Origin of the sequence: Streptomyces liliiviolaceus (assembly GCF_018070025.1) — a bacterium.
Lineage (GTDB): Bacteria > Actinomycetota > Actinomycetes > Streptomycetales > Streptomycetaceae > Streptomyces > Streptomyces liliiviolaceus.
In genome coordinates this window covers 8,177,507-8,201,829 of record NZ_JAGPYQ010000001.1, presented here as the reverse complement: position 1 = coordinate 8,201,829, position 24,323 = coordinate 8,177,507, and the positions used below count along the sequence as shown (strand labels likewise).

The 24,323-nt window shown below is 70.1% G+C and carries 20 protein-coding genes; 10 read left to right on the top strand and 10 right to left on the bottom strand.

Features of this window, described 5'->3' with window-relative positions; translation table 11 throughout:
• The first annotated feature begins 106 nt into the window (after nt 1–106).
• The 4 genes from J8N05_RS34705 (at nt 107) to J8N05_RS34690 (ending at nt 2,953) form a co-directional block, all read left to right on the top strand.
• Nucleotides 107–1,375: an MFS transporter gene (locus J8N05_RS34705; RefSeq protein ID WP_210889756.1), complete on the top strand. Its 1,269-nt coding sequence runs from the start codon at nt 107–109 to the stop codon at nt 1,373–1,375.
• 94 nt (nt 1,376–1,469) lie between these two features.
• Entirely contained in the window at nt 1,470–1,979 is a 510-nt protein-coding gene (locus J8N05_RS34700) for a MarR family winged helix-turn-helix transcriptional regulator (protein WP_210889746.1), read from the top strand.
• Between the two features lie 45 nt (nt 1,980–2,024).
• Nucleotides 2,025–2,363: a DUF3817 domain-containing protein gene (locus tag J8N05_RS34695; RefSeq protein WP_210889744.1), complete on the top strand. Its 339-nt coding sequence runs from the start codon at nt 2,025–2,027 to the stop codon at nt 2,361–2,363.
• 56 nt (nt 2,364–2,419) lie between these two features.
• Entirely contained in the window at nt 2,420–2,953 is a 534-nt protein-coding gene (locus J8N05_RS34690; RefSeq protein WP_210890573.1) for a GNAT family N-acetyltransferase, read from the top strand.
• 23 nt (nt 2,954–2,976) lie between these two features.
• On the opposite strand, the gene J8N05_RS34685 is transcribed toward J8N05_RS34690, so the two are convergent.
• A complete protein-coding gene (locus tag J8N05_RS34685) occupies nt 2,977–3,609 on the bottom strand; it encodes a TetR/AcrR family transcriptional regulator (RefSeq protein ID WP_210889742.1) in 633 nt (210 codons plus the stop codon).
• A gap of 227 nt (nt 3,610–3,836) precedes the next feature.
• Between J8N05_RS34685 and J8N05_RS34680 the strand changes: the two genes are divergently transcribed.
• The 4 genes from J8N05_RS34680 (at nt 3,837) to J8N05_RS34665 (ending at nt 8,073) form a co-directional block, all read left to right on the top strand.
• Nucleotides 3,837–4,826, top strand: a complete 990-nt coding sequence (locus tag J8N05_RS34680) for a tetratricopeptide repeat protein (protein WP_210889740.1) — start codon at nt 3,837–3,839, stop codon at nt 4,824–4,826.
• A 620-nt stretch (nt 4,827–5,446) separates the two neighbouring features.
• A complete protein-coding gene (locus J8N05_RS34675; protein WP_210889739.1) occupies nt 5,447–6,079 on the top strand; it encodes a DUF6230 family protein in 633 nt (210 codons plus the stop codon).
• Nucleotides 6,080–6,221: 142 nt separating this feature from the next.
• On the top strand, nt 6,222–6,773 hold the full coding sequence (locus J8N05_RS34670) for a DUF6114 domain-containing protein (RefSeq protein WP_210889737.1): 552 nt from the start codon (nt 6,222–6,224) through the stop codon (nt 6,771–6,773).
• Nucleotides 6,763–8,073, top strand: a complete 1,311-nt coding sequence (locus J8N05_RS34665; protein ID WP_210889735.1) for a hypothetical protein — start codon at nt 6,763–6,765, stop codon at nt 8,071–8,073. Before J8N05_RS34670 ends, J8N05_RS34665 begins: the two co-directional genes overlap by 11 nt.
• A gap of 105 nt (nt 8,074–8,178) precedes the next feature.
• On the opposite strand, the gene pyk is transcribed toward J8N05_RS34665, so the two are convergent.
• The 3 genes from pyk to pta all read right to left on the bottom strand — a co-directional run bounded on the left by pyk (nt 8,179) and on the right by pta (nt 13,104).
• A complete protein-coding gene (gene pyk / locus J8N05_RS34660) occupies nt 8,179–9,597 on the bottom strand; it encodes a pyruvate kinase (RefSeq protein WP_210889733.1) in 1,419 nt (472 codons plus the stop codon).
• 145 nt (nt 9,598–9,742) lie between these two features.
• Nucleotides 9,743–10,975 (bottom strand): acetate kinase, encoded by a 1,233-nt coding sequence (locus tag J8N05_RS34655; RefSeq protein ID WP_210889731.1) that lies wholly within the window; start codon nt 10,973–10,975, stop codon nt 9,743–9,745.
• A complete protein-coding gene (pta, locus tag J8N05_RS34650) occupies nt 10,972–13,104 on the bottom strand; it encodes a phosphate acetyltransferase (protein ID WP_210889729.1) in 2,133 nt (710 codons plus the stop codon). The genes J8N05_RS34655 and pta overlap by 4 nt, the downstream gene beginning before the upstream one ends.
• Nucleotides 13,105–13,399: 295 nt before the next feature.
• Here pta and J8N05_RS34645 point away from each other — a divergent pair, with 295 nt between their 5' ends.
• Nucleotides 13,400–14,425: an ATP-dependent 6-phosphofructokinase gene (locus J8N05_RS34645; protein WP_210889727.1), complete on the top strand. Its 1,026-nt coding sequence runs from the start codon at nt 13,400–13,402 to the stop codon at nt 14,423–14,425.
• Between the two features lie 79 nt (nt 14,426–14,504).
• Here the strand turns inward: J8N05_RS34645 and J8N05_RS34640 are convergent, their stop codons facing one another.
• Nucleotides 14,505–15,227 (bottom strand): helix-turn-helix transcriptional regulator, encoded by a 723-nt coding sequence (locus tag J8N05_RS34640; protein WP_407699954.1) that lies wholly within the window; start codon nt 15,225–15,227, stop codon nt 14,505–14,507.
• A 643-nt stretch (nt 15,228–15,870) separates the two neighbouring features.
• Between J8N05_RS34640 and J8N05_RS34635 the strand changes: the two genes are divergently transcribed.
• On the top strand, nt 15,871–18,261 hold the full coding sequence (locus J8N05_RS34635) for a M4 family metallopeptidase (protein ID WP_210889723.1): 2,391 nt from the start codon (nt 15,871–15,873) through the stop codon (nt 18,259–18,261).
• Nucleotides 18,262–18,293: 32 nt separating this feature from the next.
• On the opposite strand, the gene J8N05_RS34630 is transcribed toward J8N05_RS34635, so the two are convergent.
• The 5 genes from J8N05_RS34630 to J8N05_RS34610 form a co-directional block, all read right to left on the bottom strand.
• Nucleotides 18,294–19,139: a carbohydrate ABC transporter permease gene (locus tag J8N05_RS34630; protein ID WP_210889721.1), complete on the bottom strand. Its 846-nt coding sequence runs from the start codon at nt 19,137–19,139 to the stop codon at nt 18,294–18,296.
• 1 nt (nt 19,140) lies between these two features.
• Complete coding sequence (locus J8N05_RS34625) at nt 19,141–20,034, bottom strand: carbohydrate ABC transporter permease (RefSeq protein WP_247706813.1); 894 nt, start codon at nt 20,032–20,034, stop codon at nt 19,141–19,143.
• 70 nt (nt 20,035–20,104) lie between these two features.
• Nucleotides 20,105–21,472: an extracellular solute-binding protein gene (locus tag J8N05_RS34620; protein ID WP_210889719.1), complete on the bottom strand. Its 1,368-nt coding sequence runs from the start codon at nt 21,470–21,472 to the stop codon at nt 20,105–20,107.
• Between the two features lie 210 nt (nt 21,473–21,682).
• Nucleotides 21,683–22,375, bottom strand: coding sequence for a response regulator (locus tag J8N05_RS34615; RefSeq protein ID WP_210889717.1), 693 nt, complete (start codon nt 22,373–22,375; stop codon nt 21,683–21,685).
• Nucleotides 22,372–24,279, bottom strand: a complete 1,908-nt coding sequence (locus J8N05_RS34610; RefSeq protein WP_247706625.1) for a sensor histidine kinase — start codon at nt 24,277–24,279, stop codon at nt 22,372–22,374. Before J8N05_RS34610 ends, J8N05_RS34615 begins: the two co-directional genes overlap by 4 nt.
• Between the last annotated feature and the right edge of the window lie 44 nt (nt 24,280–24,323).

Sequence of the window (24,323 nt, the reverse complement as noted above, 5' to 3'; positions counted from 1 at the left end):
CCTCCCGGAGATTCGACCCGAAGATCCAGCCCGAAGGTTCAGTGCGAAGATTCGGCCTGGGCCGAAACTCTATGGTGCCCGGCGCGGCCACGCGACGCTGCTTCCCATGCCAGAAGAAACACAGACCGCGACGGCGGCCCCCGAACCCTCCGCCGACACGCGGGGAAGCGGATACGGCCGGGTCTTCGCCGTCGGGGAGTTCCGGTTCGTCTTCGCAGCCCACGCCCTGTCCCTGCTGGGCGTCGTCGTCAGCGAGATCGCCCTGACCGTCCTCGTGTACGAACTGACGGGATCGCCGCTGCTCAGCGCGCTGGCCTTCGCGCTGGGCTTCCTGCCGTACCTCGTGGGCGGGACGCTGCTGTCCGGAGTGGCCGACCGGTTCCCGGCCCGGCGGGTGCTCGTCGTGTGCGACCTCGTGTGCGCCGGATGCGCGGCGCTGATGGCCGTGCCGGCCACCCCCGTCGCCGCGCTGCTCGCCCTGCGGTGCGCCATCGCCGCCGTCTCGCCGGTGTTCAGCGGCACCCGGATGGCCACGCTGACGCAGATCCTCGGGGACGGCGACCTGTTCGTGCTCGGCCGCTCCCTGCTGCGGATCGTGTCGCAGAGCGCCGTGCTCGTGGGCTTCGGCCTGGGCGGCGTCCTGCTGACGTTCGTGTCCCCGCGCGGGGCCCTGGGCATCACCTTCGGCACCTTCCTCGCCTCCGCGCTGCTGCTGCGCGTCGGCACCCGGCGCAGGCCCGCGCGGACCGGCGCCGGACCGCTGATGCGGTACTCGCTCGCGGGCACCCGGCAGGTCCTGGCCGACCGCCGCATCCGGGCGCTGCTCCTGCTGCTCTGGGTGCCGCCGATGTTCGTCGTCGCACCGGAGGCACTGGCCGCCGCGTACGCGGACGAGATCGGGGTGGGCACGGCCTGGATCGGCCTGCTGATGTGCGCGATGCCGATCGGCACGATCGCGGGGGAGCTGTACGCGGGCTCCGCGCTCTCCCCGGCGACCCGCTCCCGGATCGTGCTGCCCCTCGCCGGCTGCGGTCTGCTGCCGCTCCTGGCCTACCCCTTCCATCCGGACCTCGGCTGGATCCTGCTCGCGCTGCTGGTCGCCGGGTCGACGGGCGCGTACACGCTGGGGCTCGACCGCTGGTTCGTGGACGCCGTGCCGGACGAACTGCGCGGCCGGGCGATGACCGTGCACACGGCAGGGCTGATGACCATCCAGGGCGTGGGCATGGCGCTGGCCGGGGCGGCGGCCGAGTTCTGGCCGGTCAGCACGGTGGTGGGCGGGGTCGGCGTGCTCGGGACGGTGTGCTGTCTGCTCCTGGCGGCGGAGGTGCGGCGCACGGGAGGAACGGGGGGCGAGGCCGCCCGGAAGGGGTGAAGGAGAAGAGCGGGGAAGAAGGGCGCGGAAGCGGGCGAATACCGAAAGGCGAGACGGGGCTGACCGCGATATGACCGGCCGGTAGGGTTTTGCCGTGCCGAAGCCGCTCAGCCTTGCCTTCGATCCCATCGCCCGAGCCGACGAACTCTGGAAACAGCGCTGGGGGTCCGTGCCGTCCATGGGCGCGATCACCTCGATCATGCGCGCGCACCAGATTCTCCTCGCCGAGGTCGACGGGGTCGTCAAGCCGTACGGGCTGACGTTCGCCCGCTACGAGGCGCTGGTGCTGCTCACCTTCTCCAAGGCGGGTGAGCTGCCGATGTCCAAGATCGGCGAGCGGCTGATGGTCCACCCGACGTCCGTGACGAACACGGTGGACCGGCTCGTACGGTCCGGGCTCGTCGACAAACGGCCCAACCCCAACGACGGCCGCGGCACCCTCGCCTCCATCACCGACAAGGGCCGCGAGGTCTGCGACGCGGCCACCCGCGATCTGATGGCGATGGACTTCGGGCTCGGCGCGTACGACGCCGAGGAGTGCCAGGAGATCTTCGCGATGCTGCGACCGCTGAGGGTGGCGGCGCACGACTTCGACGAGGAGTAGGGCCCGCGCGAAGATCGTGGCAAACCGGTGGTTAGGCTCGTAGCCATGAAAAAGAGCGTGCTGACCCGCTACCGCGTCATGGCCTACGTCACCGGTGTCCTGCTGGTCCTGCTGGTCCTCGGCATGATCGGCAAGTACGTGCTCGACCTGGACGGCGCCGCGGACTTCACGCGTGTCGTGAGCGTCGCGCACGGCTGGCTGTACGTCGTCTACCTGGTCTTCGCCTTCGACCTGGGCTCCAAGGCGAAGTGGCCGGTGCCGAAGCTGCTGTGGGTGCTGCTCGCGGGTACGGTCCCGACGGCCGCGTTCTTCGTGGAGCGCAAGGTCAGCCGCGAGCTGGAGTCCAAGGTCGTCGACGACCCGGGCGCGGTCGCGAAGGCCTGACCGGCGAGCGGTCCGCTGTGACCGCCCGGATGAGGTGGCCCGGGCGGGTGGGTGTGATGCAGGGGGTGCTGGTCGTGTGTCCCGTCGACTGGACGCTGCGTTCCGCGGTGTCATCGGACGTCGAGGCGGTCGCGGAACTGCGCGCCACGGTGATGCGTGCGGATCTGGAACGCCTTGGACGCTACGACGAGCACCGGGTGCGGCAGCGGCTGCGGGACTCCTTCTCCACGCGGCACACCTCGATCGTCGAGATCGACCGCGAACTCGTGGGCTGCGTCACGGTCCGGCCCTCCGAAGGCCGGCAGTTGCTGGAGCACTTCTACCTCGCTCCCCACCATCAGGGCCGGGGGCTCGGATCCGCTGTCCTGCGTACGGTGCTGGAGCGGACCGACGCTCAGGGCGCGACCGTCCGTCTGAACGTCTTGCAGGGCAGTGCCGCCCGACGGCTCTACGAGCGCCACGGGTTCGTCGTCGAGGAGCAGGACCCGATCGACGTCTTCATGGCACGTCCGCCGGGCGGCCTGCTCCGACCGCCCGTAACCCGATGGGGCGCTCCCGGACGGGCGGAAAGCTCGTCCGGTGCGAGCTGACGAGCTGACCGGTCGCTGACCGGTCAGGCCGGTGAGATCGCGGTCAGCCCGCTCAGCAGGAGGCGGGTGAAGTCGCGGGCCCAGTCCGTGTCGACGGGCTTCGAACTCACCAGGCAGCGGTGCACGACCGCGCCGGCGATCACGTCGAAGATGAGGTCCGAGCCGCGGGCGGCCGTCTCCGGGTCGCTCTCCGTCGGCAACTCCCCCCGGGCCTGCGCGCGGGCGCGTCCCTCCGTGACGAGACGTTTCTGGCGGTCGACGATCGACGAGCGGATACGGTCGCGCAGAACGGCGTCACTGGTCGACTCGGCGACCACCGCCATCAGCGCGGTCTTGGTCTCCGGCCGCTCCAGCAGCCCGGCGAACTGCAGGACCACGCCCTCCACGTCGGCGGCGAGGCTGCCCCGGTCGGGCAGTTCGAGCTCGTCGAAGAGCACCGCCACCGCGTCGACCACCAGCTCGTTCTTGCCCGCCCAGCGCCGGTAGAGGGTCGTTTTCGCGACACCCGCGCGGGTGGCCACATCGCCCAGTGTCAGTCCCGACCAGCCCAGTTCCACGAGGGCCGCACGCGTCGCCGCCAGGATCGCCTCGTCGGCCTCGGCGCTGCGCGGACGTCCCGTACGGCCCGTACGGGGTGCGGAACTGCGACTTTGCATGTCGGCGACCATATCCGGGCGTTCCGCCGAGGGGGATCCTGTGGACGGGTGAGGGAGATCACCGGAATGGGCTTCCCCCGGCCGCGCCGGGACAGTTACGCTACGGGCCGTAGCGAAAGCGCGACGACCACGCGGCGCCAGGTGGGGACCCGGCGTCAGAAACACGTATCAGGACTGGCTTTCACAGCGCTTTTCACACAGGCGCGCGGAGGGGGGAGGATAGACGCATGCAGCCACGGAACATGTCCATGAGCGGAGTCGTCGACCTCGCCGCGGTGAAAGCGGCCCAGGAGGCCAAGGCGAAGGCGGAGCAGGCGCGCGCCGAAGCGGTACGACAGGGGGGCGGGGCCGTTCCCGCAGTGTCCGCGTCGAGTCTCGTCATCGACGTCGACGAGGCGGGTTTTGAGCGGGACGTCCTTCAGCGCTCCACCGAGGTGCCGGTCGTCATCGACTTCTGGGCCGAGTGGTGCGAGCCGTGCAAGCAGCTCAGCCCGCTCCTTGAGCGGCTCACCGTCGAGTACAACGGCCGGTTCGTCCTCGCCAAGATCGACGTCGACGCCAATCAGATGCTGATGCAGCAGTTCGGGATCCAGGGCATCCCGGCCGTCTTCGCGGTGGTGGCCGGCCAGGCCCTGCCGCTCTTCCAGGGCGCCGCTCCCGAGGCGCAGATCCGGGGCACGCTGGACCAGCTCGTCCAGGTCGCCGAGGAGCGGTTCGGGCTCACGGGCGTGACCGTGGCGCAGGACGGCGAGGGGGACGGCCCGGAGGGGGCCGCCGCGGCTTCCGAGGTCCCGGTCGGTCCGTACGACGCGCTGCTCGAAGCCGCCGTGCAGGCGCTGGACGCGGGGGACCTGGCCGGCGCGGTCCAGGCGTACCGGAACGTGCTGAGCGACGACCCGGGCAACACGGAGGCCAAGCTGGGCCTCGCCCAGGCCGAACTGCTCCAGCGGGTGCAGGGCGTGGACCCCCAGCAGGTGCGCAAGGAGGCCGCGGACAAGCCCGGTGACGTACCGGCGCAGATCGCCGCGGCCGACCTCGATCTGGTGGGCGGCCATGTGGAGGACGCCCTGGGGCGGCTCGTCGACACCGTGGCGCGTACGGCGGGCGACGACCGCGAGGCGGCGCGCGTCCGGCTGCTGGAGCTCTTCGAGGTCGTCGGCGGCGACGACCCGCGTGTGACGGCGGCGCGCAGGGCGCTGGCGCGCGCTCTGTTCTGACCAGTCGCTAAACGCGGCGACCCGTGATGCCCGGGTGAAGGATTTGCCGCGAAGGCTGCACAGTGGCCGCGTTTTACCAAAACTTGGTAAACGCGGCCGCTGTTACTGGGAGTAAGGCCGGGGTGGTGATCTGTCGGATTCCGTCCAATCTTCGATCACTTTGTCACCTCGCTCGGGGCCACCCTCGGTGGTCGGCCGACACCGACGGGTCGTTGTTCGGTTATCCGGCCGTTACTAGCCAGTAACGAACCCCCTTGTGCGGGCGGCGAGAATGCACCACGATCGGCGACGCTCGGTCCATTACCTTCCCCCGACAACCACTCGGGTCAGCGGGTTTCCTTGGGTCCCCACCGAGTAGGGGCGGCGGCAGTGGCGCCGGTCCTTGGACAGGGGGGTCTTCGCCGCTAGGCGGAGCCTGTCCGGCAGGTTGTGCGTGAAGTGTTCAGGCGCGACCAGTGGTTGTCGCTCGGGGGTGATCGCCGGTGATTCGGGTGCGTTGCGCGCCTCCGGGTTCGGGCGCTCTCCTTCCCGAGGACGTAGCACTTCTCCCATCCCTGCCCGGCTGAGTCGCTGTCTGGCGGCGGCCAGGGCCGGAGATGTACGTCCGAGAAGGAGGAAATATGGAGTCCCAGGTGCGTGGCGGGACCAGATGGAAGCGGTTCGCCGTCGTCATGGTGCCCAGCGTGGCCGCCACGGCGTGCATAGGCATCGCACTGGCACAAGGCGCTCTCGCCGCGTCGTTCAGCGTGTCGGGTCAGTCGTTCAAGGTGACGGCTGACCAGTTGGTCGGCACCGGCTTCTCGCAGTACGGAGCCATCGACCAGGGGTACACGCTCAAGGGCGACAAGACGGCGCACCCGGTCGCGGTGTCGGCGTTCAAGTCCGCCTCGATCACGAACATGTGCCAGTCCGTGGTCACCCCGGACATCCCGCTGCTCGGGTCGGTCAGCCTGACCCTCAAGGCGGGCGGCGGCAGCAAGCCGGTAGAGGCCGAGAACCTCTACATCGACGTCGAGGACCTCTCGGCCAACGCGACCTTCACCAACATCGACATCGGTGTTGCGGCCAAGGACGCGAGCAAGGGTCCGGGAATCGCCAAGGGTGACCAGGCGAACCCCTACGGCTTCGCGCAGCAGGCCGAGAAGGCCGTGCTGACCGACGTGAAGCAGACGGCGTGGGCGACCACCGCCGGCACCTTCAAGCTCAGCGGTCTGAAGATGTCGCTGTCCAAGGGTGTCAAGGAGTGCTACTAAGCACTCCCTGGGCGGGTGAGGGAGCCTGTGCTGCCTCGCCCGCCCGTCCCCCTGCTCAGTCCTACTGAGTAGTACCTTGCTCAGTCATTCTGAGCAGTACGTGAACCTCTCACAGCAACGCCGTTCCAGGGAGCTGTTTTCCATGAGCGCCGAGACTCCTGCAGGGAATCCTGCCGCGCGCGGTCAATTCGACTACTGGCGGCTGCGGTTCCGTGTCTGGCGTGGTGGCCGCCCGTTCTGGGCCGGCCTGTTCATCCTGCTCGCCGGATTCCCGATCGCGTACTTCCCGTATGCGAACCTTCAGATCGGGCATCTCACGCTGGCCATGGCGACGACCGCGGGTGCCGGTTCGCTCATCATCGGAGTGCTCCTGGGTGTTCTCGGAATCAGCCTCTGGTACCAGAAGCACGTGCGGGTCTTCGCCGGTGTCGCGGCGATCCTGCTGGGGCTGGTCTCCATCCCCGTGTCGAACCTCGGCGGCTTCCTGATCGGCTTCCTGCTGGCCCTGGTGGGCGGCGGGATGGCGGTCGCGTGGGTGCCGGGCGAGGAGTCGGCCGAGCGTCGGACCGGGACGGACCGTACGGACAAGGGAGGCGTTCCGCAGGCCGCGCCGGCCGACGGGACGGGCGGGCCGAACGATCTGTCAGGAACGAGCCCCGATGACGGGGCGAACGGGAGGCACAGTGCCGGCTGACGAGGTCCACTACGCGGACTCCGCGGGCGAGTCCCGTGAGAGAACCGGGCCGCGGCACGCAGCCCCCAGGAAGCCGCTGTTCACCAGGCTGCACGTGCCCGCGGGCAAGGCGATAGCCATAGCGTCGATGCCGACCGCGATCCTCATGGGCATGGGGTTCACACCGACCCTCGCCCAGGCCGACGACAAGCCGTCGGCGAAGAACCTCACGATCGACGAGTACAAGGACTGCGTCGAGGCGCTGGACGACAGCGCCAAGGACGCCAAGGACGACAAGGCCGACGAGGAGAAGGACACGACGGCCACCCCGTCGCCCTCCGCCTCGACCAGCGCTCCCGCCTCGGACGACGACTCCGCGGGCGACGGCTCGACGGGCGACGGCTCTTCCTCGGATTCAGGTTCCGAGGACAAGCCCGAACCCACGCCGTCCGCCTCGGCGAGCAAGCCGGCCGGGTCCGGGGGCGGCGCGTCCACACCGACGCCCACGCCGTCGCAGAGCAGCGGCAACGTCCTGGACGAGATCGGCGACGCGCTTGAGGACATCCTCACGCCCGGCGGGAAGGAGACCGCGACCCCCACCGCGGAGCCGTCCGCCACGCCCAGCGCCTCGGCCACCAAGGGCGCGTCCGACGCGGCCGACGACGTCGAGGACACCGTCAAGGACACGGCCGGCAAGGCCGAGGACACGGCCAAGGACGTCACCGACAAGGCGTCCGAGGCCGCGAAGGACGCCAAGGACGAGCTGGAGGACGCGGCCGACGAGGCCACCGCCTCCGCGACGCCCAGCCCGTCCGCGAGCTCCACCACGGACCCCGACGACTGCCCGGCCGCCACGGACGACGAGAGCGGTGTCGAGCAGGGCATCCCCGCCCTCGCCGACGACCCGTGGATGCTGGAGGCCAGCTCCCTGACCCTCAAGGGCGCCGACTACAAGGGCATCGTCAAGGTGAAGACCGCCAACGGCTCGGTCAAGAAGGTCCTGAAGTACGTGATCTCCAACGGCACCGACATCGGCGACCTGCACCAGACGGTCGACGACAAGGACGCCGGGGTGCGCTACCACGTCCAGGCGGGCAGCGGCACGACGTCCACCATCAAGGACGGCAAGACGGTCATGTACACGGAGAGCATCTCCGGCAACCTGCTCGGACTGATCCCGATCACGTTCGACCCGGAGAACCCTCCGCCGCTGAACATCCCGCTGATCTACTTCACGAAGGTGAAGGTCGTCCAGGCCGCCCAGTTCGGCGGCGACCTGACGATCCCCGGGATGAGGCAGTACAACACGCCCCTCGGCTAGCCCCCGGGACGCGGTGGACAGCACGGCAGCAAGACAGCACGGCAGAACGCACCGAGGGCGCCCCCTGTGAACCAGGGAGCGCCCTCAGCCGCGTACGGGAGGCGGTCAGCCGCCCAGGTGGTGCACGCGGACCATGTTCGTGGTGCCGGTGACGCCGGGGGGCGAGCCGGCGGTCATCACGACGATGTCGCCGTCACTGAAGCGGTTGAGCTTGCGCAGCTCGCTGTCGACCAGCTCGACCATCTCGTCGGTGCTGTGCACGAACGGCACGACGTGCGACTCGACGCCCCAGCTCAGCGCGAGCTGGTTGCGGGTGCCCTCGTCCGTGGTGAACGCCTGGATCGGCTGGGCCGCGCGATAGCGGGACAGGCGGCGGGCGGTGTCACCGGACTTGGTGAAGGCCACCAGGCCCTTGCCACCGAGGAAGTCCGCGATCTCGCACGCGGCACGGGCCACGGAACCACCCTGCGTACGCGGCTTCTTGCCCGGCACGAGCGGCTGGAGGCCCTTGGAGAGCAGCTCCTCCTCGGCCGCGACGACGATCTTCGACATCGTCTTCACGGTCTCGATCGGGTACGCGCCGACGCTGGACTCGGCCGACAGCATGACCGCGTCCGCCCCGTCCAGGATCGCGTTGGCCACGTCGGACGCCTCGGCGCGCGTGGGGCGGGAGTTGGTGATCATCGACTCCATCATCTGGGTCGCGACGATCACCGGCTTGGCGTTGCGCCGGCACAGCTCCACGAGGCGCTTCTGCACCATCGGGACCCGCTCCAGGGGGTACTCGACGGCCAGGTCGCCACGGGCCACCATGACACCGTCGAAGGCCGCCACGACGGCCTCCATGTTCTCCACCGCCTGGGGCTTCTCCACCTTGGCGATGACGGGGACCCGGCGGCCCTCCTCGTCCATGACCTTGTGGACGTCGTTCACGTCGTGGGCGTCGCGCACGAAGGACAGCGCGACCAGGTCGCAGCCCATCTGCAGGGCGAAGCGCAGGTCGTCGACGTCCTTCTCGGACAGCGCCGGCACGTTCACGGCCGTACCGGGCAGGTTGATGCCCTTGTGGTCCGAGATGACGCCGCCCTCGATGACGATCGTCTTCACGTTCGGGCCGTCGACCTCGACGACCCGCAGCTCGACGTTGCCGTCATTGATCAGGACCTGGTCGCCCTTGGAGACGTCGCCCGGCAGACCCTTGTAGGTGGTGCCGCAGATCGACTTGTCGCCCGGGACGTCCTCGGTCGTGATGGTGAACTCGTCACCGCGCTCCAGCTCGACGGGGCCCTCGGCGAAGGTCTCCAGCCGGATCTTCGGGCCCTGGAGGTCGGCCAGGACGCCGATGGCGCGGCCGGTCTCCCGGGCGGCGGAGCGGACCCGCTCGTAGCGGCCCTGGTGCTCGGCGTGGGAGCCGTGGCTGAAGTTGAAACGGGCCACGTTCATGCCGGCCTCGATCAGCGAGACGAGCTGTTCGTGGGAGTCGACGGCGGGACCGAGTGTGCAGACGATTTTGGAACGGCGCATGGGGGCGATCCTATCGGTTTGTTTCGCTTCGGAATATTCCGTCTGGTGGAAGATACAAATGGGCGGGTGTGCGCTCAGGCGTGGACCCGACCGGCTGTTTTCCCGTCGTTCTCCCAGCGGACTTTTTAATGTCTTCGAGGCTTTTTCAGGCGGTCCCGGCGTCCTTGTCCGCCACGAGCGCGTACGTCTGGTGCGCGATCTCCAGTTCCTCGTCGGTCGGCACGACGGCCACCGCGACCCGCGCGCCCTCCGGCGAGATCAGCCGCGCCTCGCCGGACCGTACGGCGTTCAGGCCGCCGTCCACGGCCAGGCCCAGCGAGTCCAGACCCGCGATCGCGGCCTCGCGCACCGGGGCCGCGTTCTCCCCGACGCCCGCCGTGAAGACGACCGCGTCGACCCGGCCCAGTACCGCGTAATACGCGCCGATGTACTTCTTCAGCCGGTGTATGTAGATGTCGAAGGCGAGCCGCGCCGGTGCGGCGTCCTCGCCGCCCTCGTCGATACGGCGGCGGATCTCCCGCATGTCGTTGTCACCGCACAGTCCGAGCAGCCCGCTCTTCTTGTTGAGCAGAGTGTCGATCTCGTCCGTGGACATTTCGCCAACGCGCATCAAATGGAAGATGACCGCGGGATCCACGTCTCCCGAGCGCGTACCCATCACGAGCCCCTCCAAAGGCGTCAGCCCCATGGAGGTGTCCACGCACCGGCCGCCCTCGACCGCCGAGGCCGACGCGCCGTTGCCCAGGTGCAGCACGATGACGTTCACGTCCTCGGGAGCCCGCCCGAGCAGCTCGGCGGCCTTGCGGGACACGTACGCGTGCGAGGTGCCGTGGAAGCCGTACCGGCGGATGCGGTGCTCGTCGGCGGTCTTCACGTCGATGGCGTAGCGGGCCGCGGACTCCGGCATCGTCGTGTGGAACGCCGTGTCGAAGACGGCGACCTGGGGCAGGTCCGGGCGCAGTGCCCGAGCGGTGCGGATACCGGTGAGGTTGGCCGGGTTGTGCAGCGGCGCCACCGGGATGAGGCGCTCGATCTCGGCGAGGACCGCGTCGTCGACGACGGTCGGCCGCGTGAACCGCCTGCCGCCGTGGACCACCCGGTGGCCGATCGCGGCCAGCTCGGGGGAGTCCAGACCGAGCCCGTCCCGCGACAGCTCCCCGGCGACGGCCTTCAGCGCGGCCTCGTGGTCGGCGATCGGGCCGGTCGTCTCGCGGGGCTCGCCGCCGGTGGCCAGCGGGGAGTGCTTGAGCCGGGAGGTCTCCTCGCCGATGCGCTCGACGAGGCCCGCGGCCAGCCGGCTGCCGTCGCCCATGTCGAGCAGCTGGTACTTCACCGAGGAGGAGCCGGAGTTGAGGACGAGGACGCGGGTGGCACTCACTGGACGGGAACCTTCGGGGTCGCGGTGGGGGCGGGGGCTTCGTACGCCGGGGCGGCCGGGGGCTGCGCCTGGGCCTGGATCGCGGTGATGGCGACCGTGTTCACGATGTCCCCGACGAGCGCGCCCCGGGACAGGTCGTTGACCGGCTTGCGCAGGCCCTGGAGGACCGGTCCGACGGCGATCGCGCCGGCGGAGCGCTGCACGGCCTTGTACGTGTTGTTGCCGGTGTTGAGGTCCGGGAAGATCAGCACGGACGCCTGCCCGGCGACCTTCGAACCGGGCAGCTTGGTCGCCGCGACGGACGGCTCGACGGCCGCGTCGTACTGGATCGGTCCCTCGATGCTCAGATCGGCGCGGCGGGAGCGGACCAGCTCGGTGGCCGTACGCACCTTGTCGACGTCCGCGCCCGAGCCGGACGTGCCGGTCGAGTACGAGAGCATCGCGATCCGCGGCTCGACACCGAACTGCTCGGCGGTGGCGGCGGCCTGGATGGCGATGTCGGCCAGCTGCTCCGCGTCCGGATCGGGGTTGACCGCGCAGTCGCCGTACACGAGGACCTTGTCGGCCAGGCACATGAAGAAGACCGAGGAGACGATCGACGCCTCCGGCTTGGTCTTGATGATCTCGAAGGCCGGGCGGATGGTGGCCGCCGTGGAGTGCACCGACCCCGAGACCATGCCGTCGGCGAGGCCCTCCTGGACCATCAGCGTGCCGAAGTAGTTCACGTCCGAGACGACGTCGTACGCCAGCTCGACGGACACGCCCTTGTGGGAACGGAGTTCGGCGTACCGCTCGGCGAAGCGGTCGCGCAGCTCGGAGGTCTGCGGGTCGATCAGCTGGGCGGCGCCGAGGTCGATACCGAGGTCGGCGGCCTTCTTGCGGATCTGGTCGACGGGGCCGAGCAGCGTGAGGTCGCAGACACCGCGGCGCAGCAGCACCTCGGCGGCGTGCAGGACGCGCGGCTCGGTGCCCTCGGGCAGCACGACGCGCCGCTTGTCGGAGCGGGCCTGCTCCAGGAGTTTGTGCTCGAACATCATCGGCGTGACACGGCTGCTGCTGGGTGCCGAGACGCGCCTGAGGAGGTCGCCGGTGTCCACGTACCGCTCGAAGAGGCCGAGCGCCGTCTCCGCCTTGCGGGGCGTGGCCGCGTTCAACTTGCCTTCCATGGCGAAGAGTTCGGACGCCGTGAGGAAGGATCCCGTCTCGACCGCGACCACCGGGGTGCCGGGGGCGAGGCGGGCGGCCAGGGTGAGGACGAGGTCGCTCGGGCGCTCGTTCAGGGTGAGCACCACGCCCGCTATCGGCGGGGTGCCGGCGCTGTGCGCGGCGAGGGCGCCCACCACGAGGTCGGCGCGGTCGCCGGGGGTGACGACCATGCAGCCTGGGGTCAGCGCGCCCAGGAAGTTCGGCAGCATCGCGCCGCCGAAGACGAAGTTCAGGGCGTCGCGGGCGAGCCCCGCGTCGTCGCCGAGGAGCACCTTGCCGCCGAGGGCGTGGGTGATCTGGGCGACCGTCGGCGCGGAGAGCGCGGGCTCGTCCGGCAGGACGTGGCAGGGCACGGGCAGGCGGTTGTCGAGCTGGTCGTGGATGTCCCCGCGGTCGGCGGGAGCGACCCTGTTCACCACCATCGCGAGGACGTCGCAGCCCAGGCCGTCGTAGGCGCGGAACGCGTTGCGGGTCTCCGCGAGCACCGACTCCACGGTCTGCTTGCGGCCGCCCACCACGGGGATCACGGACGCGCCGAACTCGTTCGCCAGCCGGGCGTTGAGCGCCAGCTCGTCCGGGAACTGGGTGTCGGCGTAGTCCGTGCCGAGGACGAGGACGACGTCGTAGTCGCGGGCCACCGCGTGGAAACGGTCGACGAGCTGCGAGACCAGTTCGTCCGTGCCCTGGTCGGCCTGGAGCGCGGACGCCGCGTGGTAGTCCATGCCGTAGACCGTCGCCGGGTCCTGCGCGAGGCGGTAGCGGGCGCGCAGCAACTCGAAGAGCCGGTCGGGTCCGTCGTGGACGAGGGGACGGAACACCCCCACCCGGTCCACCTGGCGGGTCAGGAGCTCCATGACTCCCAGCTCGATGACCTGGCGGCCGTCACCTCGGTCGATCCCGGTCACGTACACGCTGCGCGTCACGCGTGCTCTCCGTTTCCTCCGATGTCGGTAAAAACGCAGCCGACGTCGCCGGCTGAACCCTCTTGACAGTACCTCCGGGCATGGCTAAGGCGCCCGTCAGGCCAAGGGCGGACGGGCGCTCCACAGGGGCGGGGGAGGGGCTCGGAGGCTCGACGGGGGCGTGAGCAGGGCGCGACGGCGGTCGAGGGGGCGCGAAGGGTGCGGACAGCGGCCCCCTGTGGCACATGAAACAATCGGACTGGCTCTCAGGCACCCCAGGAGACACGGCCCCACAGCGAGCAGGAGACACAGCACGATGCGTATCGGAGTTCTTACCGCAGGCGGCGACTGTCCGGGACTGAACGCCGTCATCCGGTCGGTCGTGCACCGCGCCGTCACCAACTACGACGCCGAGGTCGTCGGTTTCGAGGACGGCTACGCGGGACTGCTCGAAGGCCGCTACCGCACCCTCGACCTGGACGCCGTCAGCGGCATCCTCGCCCGCGGCGGCACCATCCTCGGCTCCTCCCGGCTCCAGCGCGACCGCCTCCGCGAGGCCTGCGAGAACGCCCAGGACATGGCGCGCGAGTTCGGGATCGACGTACTGATCCCGATCGGCGGCGAGGGCACGCTGACGGCGGCGCGGATGCTGTCGGACGCGGGCCTGCCCGTGGTCGGCGTCCCCAAGACGATCGACAACGACATCTCGTCGACGGACCGCACCTTCGGCTTCGACACCGCCGTCGGGGTCGCCACCGAGGCGATGGACCGCCTCAAGACGACCGCCGAGTCCCACCAGCGGGTGATGGTCGTCGAGGTCATGGGCCGCCACGCCGGCTGGATCGCCCTGGAGTCCGGCATGGCCGCCGGCGCCCACGGCATCTGCCTGCCCGAGCGCCCCTTCGACCCGGCCGACCTCATCAAGATGGTCGAGGAGCGCTTCGCACGCGGGAAGAAGTTCGCGGTCATCTGCGTGGCCGAGGGCGCGCACCCCGTCGCGGGCAGCATGGACTACGGCCACGGCGAGATCGACCAGTTCGGCCACGAGCGCTTCCAGGGCATCGGGACGGCACTGGCGTACGAACTGGAGCGCCGCCTCGGCAAGGAGGCCAAGCCGGTCATCCTCGGCCACATCCAGCGCGGCGGCACGCCGACCGCGTACGACCGGGTGCTCGCGACGCGCTTCGGCTGGCACGCGGTGGAGGCGGCGCACCGCGGCGAGTTCGGCCGGATGACCGCGCTGCGCGGCACGGACGTCGTGATGGTCCCGCTGGCCGAGGCGGTCACCGAGCTGAAGACCGTCCCGAAGGACCGGATGGACGAGGCGGAGTCGGTCTTCTAGCCGACGACCGGCTCCTCTCCGGCCGACTGCCGGTTTCTCCCTGGCCGGCAGCCGGCTTCCCTCCGGCCGGCAGCCGGCCTCACCCGCCGCTGTATCTCTCGGCGTCGCGCCGGATCGTCGACCAGAAGCGGTCGACGATCCGGTCCAGGAAGTCCCGGCCCGCGTCGTCGGCCTCGGCCGCCGCCGCGCCGCCGCCCCAGCTCAGGGTCGGCACCATCCGCCCCTGGTACTCGGTGTGCAGGGCCCGCAGCGCGTGCCCCACGATCCGCCGCTCCAGCGTCAGCAGCTTGCCCACCGGGCGGACGTACGCCTGCCAGCGGGTCGTCACCGCGCCGCGCAGCATCATCGCCAGCTTCGGCTCACGGCCGGTGACCGTGACGAGGTCGGCCAGCGAGAGGTCGAGCACCCGGGCGAGCGCCGCCGACTGCCGCTCGCCGCCGCGCCATGCGTCCGCCTCCTCCATCCTTACGTACGCGAGGAGTTCGAGGCCCACGGCGCGTGCGACGTCCTCGGCGGGCAGGCCGCGGGCGATCCGGTGCTCGCGCAACGTCCTCGGCGCGCCGATGAGTTCGCCCGGTGAGCACCACAACACGCCCGCGAGGGCTATCAGTTCGCCGTTGCCGGGGCTGACCAGGCCCCGCTCCCAGGCGTCGACCAGGTCGGGTGTCACATGGGGCAGTCCGAACGAGGTCCGTATCCCGTATGCGACATGCTCGGGACCCATGCCGAGGGCGATACGCAGTTTCCGGGCGGCCGGGGCGTCGAAGGGCGGGGTGGGCTGCGGGGCCGACTGTTGGTGCACGGGCACAACGTATGGCCGCGGGGCTGCGGTGACTACGGTCTGTTCGGCCAGGCTCACGGATTGTGTGAACCTACTATTTCGGACAGTTGTCCAGGGAGCGCGCGCCTAGGCCGAGGTGTCCGGGGTGCGGCGCACGCGCGGGCCCGTGATCGCGGCGCGTGCGTGCCGGGCGGCTCCGGCATGCGCCATGAGCAGCGTCGACGGGCATATGCGGCACGGATGCGTCGGCGGCGGAGCGCGAAATTCCGCCAGGCGCGCCGCCGGGCGGGCGCCGGCGGGTGTCACGCCCTTCCGTGCGCCCTCACGCGTGCGGCGGCGGCGAAGGGCCGGGAAACGGCGCGGCGCGAACCGTTCGGTGGAGGAAGTGCCCACGGATGGTGACGGCCGCCGCTCGCACAGGGGTGGCACAGGCCCCGCACAGGCCCACTGAGGGTCACAGAGGGATAACCCTCGGATCATCTGCCGGGGACTGACATGTATAGGTCAACGGTGCCATTCTTCCCCCAGCCACGGCCCGGTTTCCCCCACAGCCTGCCCGCGGTGACGGTCCCGCACCCCCTGCTCAGCTCGTCCCGGGCAGCACATCCCGTCTGTCCGGGCTGTCACCGGCCGCCGATCCGCGGCCGTCGCAGTAGGAGTACGAGTGAGACGAATCCCCCGCCAGGCGGCCGCAGCCGGAGCCCTGGTGGCCACCGCAGCCCTCCTCGCCGTCGGTGTACAGACGGTTCCCGCAGCCGCCGAGCCCGCCGCCCCCCACCCCAGCCCCGTGCGCAGCGGGGGCCTCACGGCCGAGCTGACCCCGGCCCAGCACACCGCGCTGATCAGGAGCGCGGCGAAGAAGACCGGTACGACCGCCGACTCCCTGGGCCTCGGCGCCAAGGAGAAGCTGCTGGTCAAGGACGTCGTCAAGGACAACGACGGCACGCTCCACACCCGCTACGAGCGCACCTACGCCGGGCTCCCGGTCCTCGGCGGCGACCTGGTCGTGCACACCCCGCCCGCCTCCGTGGCCAAGGGAACGGTGAGCACCACCTTCGCCGGGAAGCGGACCCTCAAGGTCTCCTCCACCACCGCGACCTACACCAAGGCGGCGGCCGAGACCAAGGCCCTCAAGGCGGCCAGGGCGCTCGACGCCCAGAAGCCCACCGCCGACAGCGCCCGCAAGGTGATCTGGGCGGGCGACGGCACCCCCGAGCTCGCCTGGGAGACGGTCGTCGGCGGCCTCCAGGACGACGGCACCCCCAGCAGGCTGCACGTCATCACCGACGCGAGCACCGGGGCCAAGCTCCACGAGTTCCAGGACGTCAAGACCGGCACCGGAAACAGCCAGTACAGCGGCACGGTCACGCTGAACACCACGCTGTCCGGTTCGACGTACCAGCTGTACGACACCACGCGCGGCGGCCACAAGACGTACTCGCTCAACAACGGCACCTCGGGCACCGGCACCCTGATGACCGACGCGGACGACGTGTGGGGCACCGGGTCCGGCTCCAACACCCAGACCGCCGGCGTGGACGCCGCCTACGGCGCCCAGACGACCTGGGACTTCTACAAGAACACGTTCGGGCGCAGCGGCATCAAGAACGACGGCGTCGCCGCCTACTCGCGCGTCCACTACAGCTCGGCGTACGTCAACGCCTTCTGGGACGACGACTGCTTCTGCATGACGTACGGCGACGGCTCGGGCGGCACCCACGCGCTGACCTCGCTCGACGTGGCCGGGCACGAGATGAGCCACGGTGTCACCTCCAACACCGCGAACCTCAACTACACCGGTGAGTCCGGCGGGTTGAACGAGGCGACCTCCGACATCTTCGGCACCGGCGTCGAGTTCTACGCCGCCAACTCCAACGACGTCGGCGACTACCTCATCGGCGAAGAGATCGACATCAACGGCGACGGCTCCCCGCTGCGTTACATGGACGAGCCCGACAAGGACGGCGGCTCCTCCGACAGCTGGTACTCCGGTATCGGCAACCTGGACGTCCACTACTCCTCGGGCCCCGCGAACCACATGTTCTACCTGCTCTCCGAGGGCAGCGGCAGCAAGGTCATCAACGGTGTCTCGTACAACAGCCCGACCTCCGACGGTGTCGCCGTCGCGGGCATCGGCCGCGCCGCCGCCCTGCAGATCTGGTACAAGGCGCTGACGACGTACATGACGTCGACGACGAACTACGCGGGCGCCCGCACCGCCGCCCTGAACGCGGCGACCTCCCTGTACGGGGCGAGCTCCACGCAGTACGCGGGTGTCGCGAACGCCTTCGCCGGGATCAACGTGGGCAGCCACGTCACCCCGCCGACCGGTGGCGTCACCGTCACCAACCCGGGCAGCCAGTCCTCCGTCGTCGGCACTGCGGTCAGCCTGCAGATCTCGGCCAGCAGCACCAACAGCGGCTCACTGTCCTACGCCGCCACCGGCCTGCCCACCGGCCTGTCGATCAGCGGCTCCGGCGCCATCACCGGGACCCCGACCGCCGCCGGGACCTACAGCACCACGGTCACCGTCACCGACAGCACCGGTGCCACCGGCACGGCGTCCTTCACCTGGACCGTCAGCTCCACCGGCGGCGGCACCTGCACCTCGGCGCAGCTGCTCGGCAACGCCGGCTTCGAGTCCGGCAACACCACCTGGACCGCGACCAGCGGTGTCATCACCAGCGACACCGACCAGGCGGCCCACGGAGGTTCGTACAAGGCGTGGCTCGACGGGTACGGGTCCACGCACACCGACACGCTGTCCCAGTCGGTGACCATCCCCGCCGGCTGCAAGGCCAGCTTCACCTTCTGGCTGCACATCGACACCGCGGAGACGTCCACGAGCACCGCCTACGACAAGCTCACCGTCACCGCGGGCTCGACCACCCTGGCCACCTACTCCAACCTCAACAAGGCCACGGGGTACGTCCAGAAGACCTTCGACCTGTCCTCGTACGCCGGCTCCACCGTCGCCCTGAAGTTCAGCGGCGTGGAGGACACTTCGCTGCAGACCAGCTTCGTCGTCGACGACACGGCCGTCACGACCAGCTGATCCCGCAGGAGTCCGTGTCCCGGGCGGGGCGGTCAGCCCTTGACCGCCCCGCCCAGCGCGAACCCCCCGCCCAGCTTCCGCGCCACCAGCACGTACAGCAGGATCACCGGCGTCGAGTAGATGATCGAGAACGCGGCCAGCTGCCCGTAGACCACCGTCCCGCGGTTGCCGAAGAAGTCGTTGATGCTGACCGACGCCGGCATCTGCTCCGGCGAGAGCAGCAGCATGAAGGGGACGAAGAAGTTCCCCCACATCGCCACGAACGAGAAGACGGTCACCACCGCGATCCCCGGGCCCATCAGCGGCAGCACGACCCGCAGCAGCGACTGGAACGACGACGCCCCGTCCGTCCAGGCCGCCTCCTCCAGCTCCTTCGGCACACCGTCCATGAAGTTCTTCATCAGCCAGATCGCGAACGGCAGTTGGGACGCGGTGAAGAAGAAGATCGTGCCCTGCATGGTGTCGATCAGGTTCACCTGCACGAACAGCGCGTACACCGGCACCATGATCGCCGTGATCGGCAGACTCGTCGCGAAGATGATCGTGAGGAGGAACGGGCGGTTCAGCCGGGACCGGAACCGCGACAGCGGATACGCGGCCAGCGCCGCGCAGACCACCGTCAGCAGCGTCGCGAAGCCGCACAGGATCAGGCTGTTGAGCATCGGTGTGTAGGTGACGTCCGGCTTCAGGACCGCGTCGAAGTTGTCGAACGTGACCCCGTCGGGCAGCTTCACCTTCAGTCCGGCCTGCGGGTCCAGGGCGGACAGGATCACCCAGGCCAGCGGCAGCACGAACGCCGCCGCCACGAGCAGGAGGCTCGCGTCGGCCGCGTGACGGCGGTTGGCGCGGCGGGCGTTGAGGGTCGTACGCGCGGCCATCTCAGACCTCCGTCCGCAGCAGGCGCATATAGACCAGGGAGAACAGCGAGCCGACCACCAGCAGGAGGAGGGCGACGGCGGTCCCGTAGCCGATCATGCTCTTCTGGAAGGCCTGCTCGTACATGAACAGGGGCAGGGTCTGGCTGCGGTTTCCCGGGCCGCCCCTCGTCATCACCCAGATCAGCCCGAACACCGACAGCGTCTGGAGGGTGTTGAGCATCAGGTTCGTGCCGATGGACCGGCGGATCATCGGCAGCGTGATGTGCCACATCCGGCGCCAGCCGCCCGCGCCGTCCACCTCCGCCGCCTCGGTGATCTCCTTCGGGATCTCGTTCAGGGCGGCCGAGTACACCAGCATCGAGAAGGCCGTGCCGCGCCACACGTTCGCGAACGACACCGCCAGGATCGGCAGCGTGAACAGCCAGTTCTGGGACGGCAGATGCAGCCAGTCGAGGATCGCGTTCAGCGTGCCCTCGCGGCGGAAGAAGGCGTACAGGAGGAAGCCGGCCACGACCTCGGGGAGCACCCAGGCCGTGACGACGATCCCGCCGGTGAGCGTACGGACCGGCTTCGACGCGCGCTGCATCAGCGCGGCCAGGGCCAGGCCCAGTGTGTTCTGGCCGACGATCGAGCTGAGGAACGTGAAGACGAGCGTCAGCCATACGGCGTTGAGGAACGCGTCGTCCTCGAAGGCCGTACGGAAGTTGTCGAAACCGGTGAACGACGACTCGGCCTGGCCGGTGAGCTGCAGATCGGTGAAGGCGATGTAGGCGCAGTACGCGATCGGGCCGGCCAGGAAGAGGACGAGGATGACGAGGGCGGGGGTGACGGGGAGGGCCCGGGTGAGGGTGCGCAGCCGCGGAGCGCGGGTGTTCCCGCTCTCCTTGACGACCACCGTGCGCTCACCGGGACCGGCTCCCCGCTGACTTACGACCACACTGTGCTCACTTCTCGCCGTGCTGCGCTCACTTCTTGATGACCTGGTTGTCCGTGACCGACTTCAGTTCCTCGTCGTAGCCCTTGGCCGCCTCCGCGACCGAGCTGTCGCCCGTCGTCACGCTCTCCATCGCCTCCTGGATGGCCGTGGAGACCTTCGGGTACGCGGGGTAGGCCGGGCGGTAGTGCGTGTTCGCCACCAGGCCGGTGAAGAACTCGATGCCGGGCTGCGCCTTCGCGTACGCCGGGTCCTCGGCCACGTCCGTGCGCACCGCGATACCGGAGTTGGCGATGTACCACTTCTGGGCGTTCGCCTTCGTCTGCATCGTCTTGATGAACTCGAAGGCCAGGTCGGGGTTGGCCGCCTTGCTCGGGACGGCCCAGGTCCAGCCGCCCGACATGCTCACCTTGCCGGGGGACTGACCGGCCTGCGTGGGCATGTACGCGAGGCCCAGCTTCTTGGACCACTCCGGCCACTCGTGGCCGCTGCCCTTCAGCCAGTCCTGCGGGAGCCAGGAGCCGTCGAGGTTGATGCCGAGCTTGCCCTCGGGGAGGAGCTCACCGCGGACGCTGGTCGCGAAGTTCGGGTCGAGGGCGTCCGAGACGTCCGGGCCGAGCTTCTCCTTGAAGACCGTCTCGACGAACTGGAGCGAGTCCTTGAACCCCTGGCTGCCGGTGATCCACTTCTTGGACGCCGTGTCGTACAGCGGGCTCTCGGTGGCGCCGGTGGCCGTCCCGTACAGGAGCATCTCGAAGCCCTGCATGGTGGCCGCCTCGCCCGCGGGCTTGCCCGTGTACACGTTCATGGGCGTGACGTCCGGGACCTTCTCCTTGATCGTGCGGGCCGCGTCGAGGATGTCGTCCCAGGTCTTCGGCTGCCAGTTCGCGGGCAGGCCCGCCTTCGCGAAGATGTCCTTGTCGAACCAGAGGCCCCGGGTGTCCGTGCCGTCCGGGACGCCGTACGTCTTCCCGTCCTCCGCCTGCGCCGCCGACTTCGCCGTGTCGATGAACTGGCCCCAGTCGTCCCACTTGTCGAGGTACGGGTCCAGGGGCTTGAGGTAGCCGCTCGTGATGTCCGAGTTGATGAGGAAGGTGTCCTCGTAGACCAGGTCCGGCGCGGTCTTGGGGGAGCGGAGCATCTGCTGGAGCTTCGTGTAGTACTCCGAGTCCGGGGCCTTGATCGGGACGAGCTTGACCTCCTTGCCCGGGTTGGCCTTCTCGAACTCCGTCTTGATGTCCGCGAGGTACGTGTCCATGACACGCACGGAGTTGTCCATCGACTGTTTGTAGGAGATCTCCACGGTGTCCGGATCACTGCCGGAACCGCTGCCGCAGGCGGTGAGCGCGGAGGCGGCGAGCAGGGTCGCGAGAAGGAACGGAGCGGGGGTGGGACGCACGGGTACGACCTCCTGCCGGCCGACGTCTTTGTGGCCGTTGTTCGATGGCCCGAACGTAAGAGGAGTGGTCGCGTCAGGTCAATGACCTTGCGCGACTGCTCCGTTACGGTCGTGTCTCATCGTGGCCGATCGCGCCCGGTCGCGGCCCGTAGGTGTCCCGTAGCTCCGTGTAGTCCCTCATATGGCCCGATTGTTCGGCCCCCGACCTGGTCAACCCTTCACCCACCGGTACTGCAGCTCGGGCCGGCCCACCTGTCCGTACTGCGGGCTGCGGCCCGCGCGTCCCGCGTCCACCAGATGCTCCAGATACCGCCGGGCCGTGATCCGCGAGATGCCGACGGCCTCCGCGACGCCGGTCGCCGTCAGCCCCTCCGTGTGGTCGCGCAGCGCGTGCGTGACCTTCTCCAGGGTGGGCGCGCTCAGCCCCTTCGGCAGGGCGGCCGGGCCCGGCGCCCGGAGCGTGGCGAGGGCCCGGTCGACCTCGTCCTGACCACTGGCCTCGCCGGCGGCCGCGTGGAACTCGGCGTAGCGGATGAGCCGGTCGCGGAGTGTGGCGAAGGTGAACGGCTTCAGTACGTACTGCACGACTCCGAGCGACACGCCCTCCCGTACGACCGTGAGGTCGCGCGCGGACGTCACCGCGATCACGTCCGCGTGGTAGCCGGCGGCGCGCAGCGAACGGGCGAGCTGCAGGCCGTGCACGTCGGGGAGGTGCAGGTCGAGGAGGAGGAGGTCCACGGGGGTGCGGTCCAGGGCGCGTCTGGCCTCGGCGCCGGTGTGGGCCTTGCCGACCGCGACGAATCCTGGCACGCGGCCCACGTAGAGGACGTGCGCGTCCGCCGCGACGGGGTCGTCCTCGACGATCAGGACGCGGATGTCCTGGCCGGGGGAGGGCGTGGTCATGGGGTGCCTCCGTGGGGCGTGGGCGCGGCTTGGGTTTTGGCCCCTGCCCCTGACCCGGCCCCTGGCCCTGGCCCCGACCCGGCCTCGGGTTCGGTTTGCGGGTGCGGGTCGGTGGGGGCTGGTCGCGCAGTTCCCCGCGCCCCTTCAGGGGGGAGGGGCTCGGGGTTGGTTTTGAGGTGCGGGTCGGTGGGGGTTGGCCGCGCCGTTCCCCGCGCCCCTTCAGGGCGAGGGGGTGCGGGGTCCTTTTCGGAGTGCCGGTCGGTGGGGGCCGGTCGCGCCGTTCCCCGCGCTCCTTCAGGGCGCTGGGGGGTGGGGGGTAGGGGGAGGCGTACCTCGAAGGATGCGCCGCCTTCGGGGGCCTCCGTCATCGTCAGGGTGCCGTTGTGGCGGGATACGGCCTGGCGGACCAGGGCGAGGCCCAGGCCGCGTCCGCCGGGGCCCGACGGCTTCGTCGACCAGCCGCGCTGGAAGACCTCCTCCGTGTGGGCCGGGTCCACCCCCGCCCCGGTGTCCGTGACCCGCAGGACGAGGCCCTCCGTGTCCGCGAGCGCGGTGACGGTGACCCGGGCACCCACCGAGCCCTGCGCCGCGTCCACGGCGTTGTCGATCAGATTGCCCAGGACCGTCACCAGGTCACGGGCGGTGAGGGAGACCGGGAGCAGGCCGTCGTCGATGCTGCTGTCCTCGGAGACCACCAGTTCCACACCGCGCTCGTTCGCCTGGGCCGTCTTGCCCAGCAGCAGCGCGGCGAGCACCGGCTCGCTGACCGCCGCCACGACCTGGTCGGTCAGGGCCTGCGCCAGCTCAAGCTCGGCCGTGGCGAAGTCGACCGCCTCCTCGGCCCGCCCCAGCTCGATCAGCGAGACGACCGTGTGGAGCCGGTTCGCGGCCTCGTGCGCCTGGGAGCGCAACGCCGTCGTGAAGCCCCGCTCGGAGTCCAGCTCGCCCATCAGGGACTGCAGCTCGGTGACATCGCGCAGGGTCACGACCGTGCCCCGGCGCTCACCGCCCGACACCGGCGAGGTGTTCATGACGAGCACCCGCGACTCGGTGAGATACACCTCGTCCACCCGTGGCTCGCCCGACAGCAGCGCCCCCGTCAGCGGAGCGGGCAGTTCCAGCTCCGCCACCGAGTGGCCCACCACGTCACCGCCCACCCCCAGCAGCTCGCGCCCGCCGTCGTTGATCAGCGCCACCCGGAACTGCCCGTCCAGCATCAGCAGCCCCTCGCGCACCGCGTGCAGCGCGGCCTCGTGGTAGTCGTGCATCCGGCTCAGCTCGGACGCGTTCATCCCGTGGGTGGAGCGGCGCAGCCGGGCGTTTATGACGTACGTGCCGATGGCGCCCAGCGCCAGCGCCGCCGCGGCCACCCCGAACAGGGCCTTGACCTGCTCCTCGACCCGCGCGCTGATCTCGTCGACCTTGATCCCCGCACTGACGAGACCGACGATCCGGCCGCCGTCATGGATCGGCGTGACCGCCCGCACGGACTCGCCGAGCGTCCCGGTGTACGTCTCGGTGAACGACTGGCCCAGCAGCGCACGGTCCGTGTGCCCCAGGAAGTGCTTGCCGATCAGCTCCTCGTTCGGGTGGGTCCAGCGGATGCCCTCGGGGTCCATGATCGTCACGAAGTCGACCTGCGCACCGCGCTGCACCGCCAGCGCGTACGGCTGGAGCGTCCTCGTCGGGTCCGCGGTGCGGATGGCCTCCCGTACCGAAGGGGAGTCCGCGACCGAGCGCGCCACCCCCATGGCCTGGCGGCCCGCCGCGGCCTCGGCCTGGCTGCGGTCGCTGATGTACGTGAAGAGCGCGCAGCCCGCGACCACGACGGCGACCAGCACGGCCTGCATGGCGAAGAGCTGGCCGGCCAGGCTGCGGGGACGTGGGGCTCTGGGGAGGCGCATGGCAACAGTGTGCCCGCCAGGAAATGTGTGAACGAAATGAACGG

Bases quoted from the DNA above. Each gene is read 5' to 3' on its own strand.
- J8N05_RS34705 (WP_210889756.1), top strand. From the start codon at position 107: ATGCCAGAAGAAACACAGACCGCGACGGCGGCCCCCGAACCCTCCGCC.
- J8N05_RS34680 (WP_210889740.1), top strand. From the start codon at position 3,837: ATGCAGCCACGGAACATGTCCATGAGCGGAGTCGTCGACCTCGCCGCG.
- J8N05_RS34675 (WP_210889739.1), top strand. From the start codon at position 5,447: ATGGAGTCCCAGGTGCGTGGCGGGACCAGATGGAAGCGGTTCGCCGTC.
- J8N05_RS34645 (WP_210889727.1), top strand. From the start codon at position 13,400: ATGCGTATCGGAGTTCTTACCGCAGGCGGCGACTGTCCGGGACTGAAC.
- J8N05_RS34685 (WP_210889742.1), bottom strand. From the start codon at position 3,609: ATGCAAAGTCGCAGTTCCGCACCCCGTACGGGCCGTACGGGACGTCCG.
- J8N05_RS34690 (WP_210890573.1), top strand. From the start codon at position 2,420: ATGCAGGGGGTGCTGGTCGTGTGTCCCGTCGACTGGACGCTGCGTTCC.
- J8N05_RS34630 (WP_210889721.1), bottom strand. From the start codon at position 19,139: ATGGCCGCGCGTACGACCCTCAACGCCCGCCGCGCCAACCGCCGTCAC.
- J8N05_RS34615 (WP_210889717.1), bottom strand. From the start codon at position 22,375: ATGACCACGCCCTCCCCCGGCCAGGACATCCGCGTCCTGATCGTCGAG.
- J8N05_RS34695 (WP_210889744.1), top strand. From the start codon at position 2,025: ATGAAAAAGAGCGTGCTGACCCGCTACCGCGTCATGGCCTACGTCACC.
- J8N05_RS34610 (WP_247706625.1), bottom strand. From the start codon at position 24,279: ATGCGCCTCCCCAGAGCCCCACGTCCCCGCAGCCTGGCCGGCCAGCTC.
- J8N05_RS34670 (WP_210889737.1), top strand. From the start codon at position 6,222: ATGAGCGCCGAGACTCCTGCAGGGAATCCTGCCGCGCGCGGTCAATTC.
- pyk (WP_210889733.1), bottom strand. From the start codon at position 9,597: ATGCGCCGTTCCAAAATCGTCTGCACACTCGGTCCCGCCGTCGACTCC.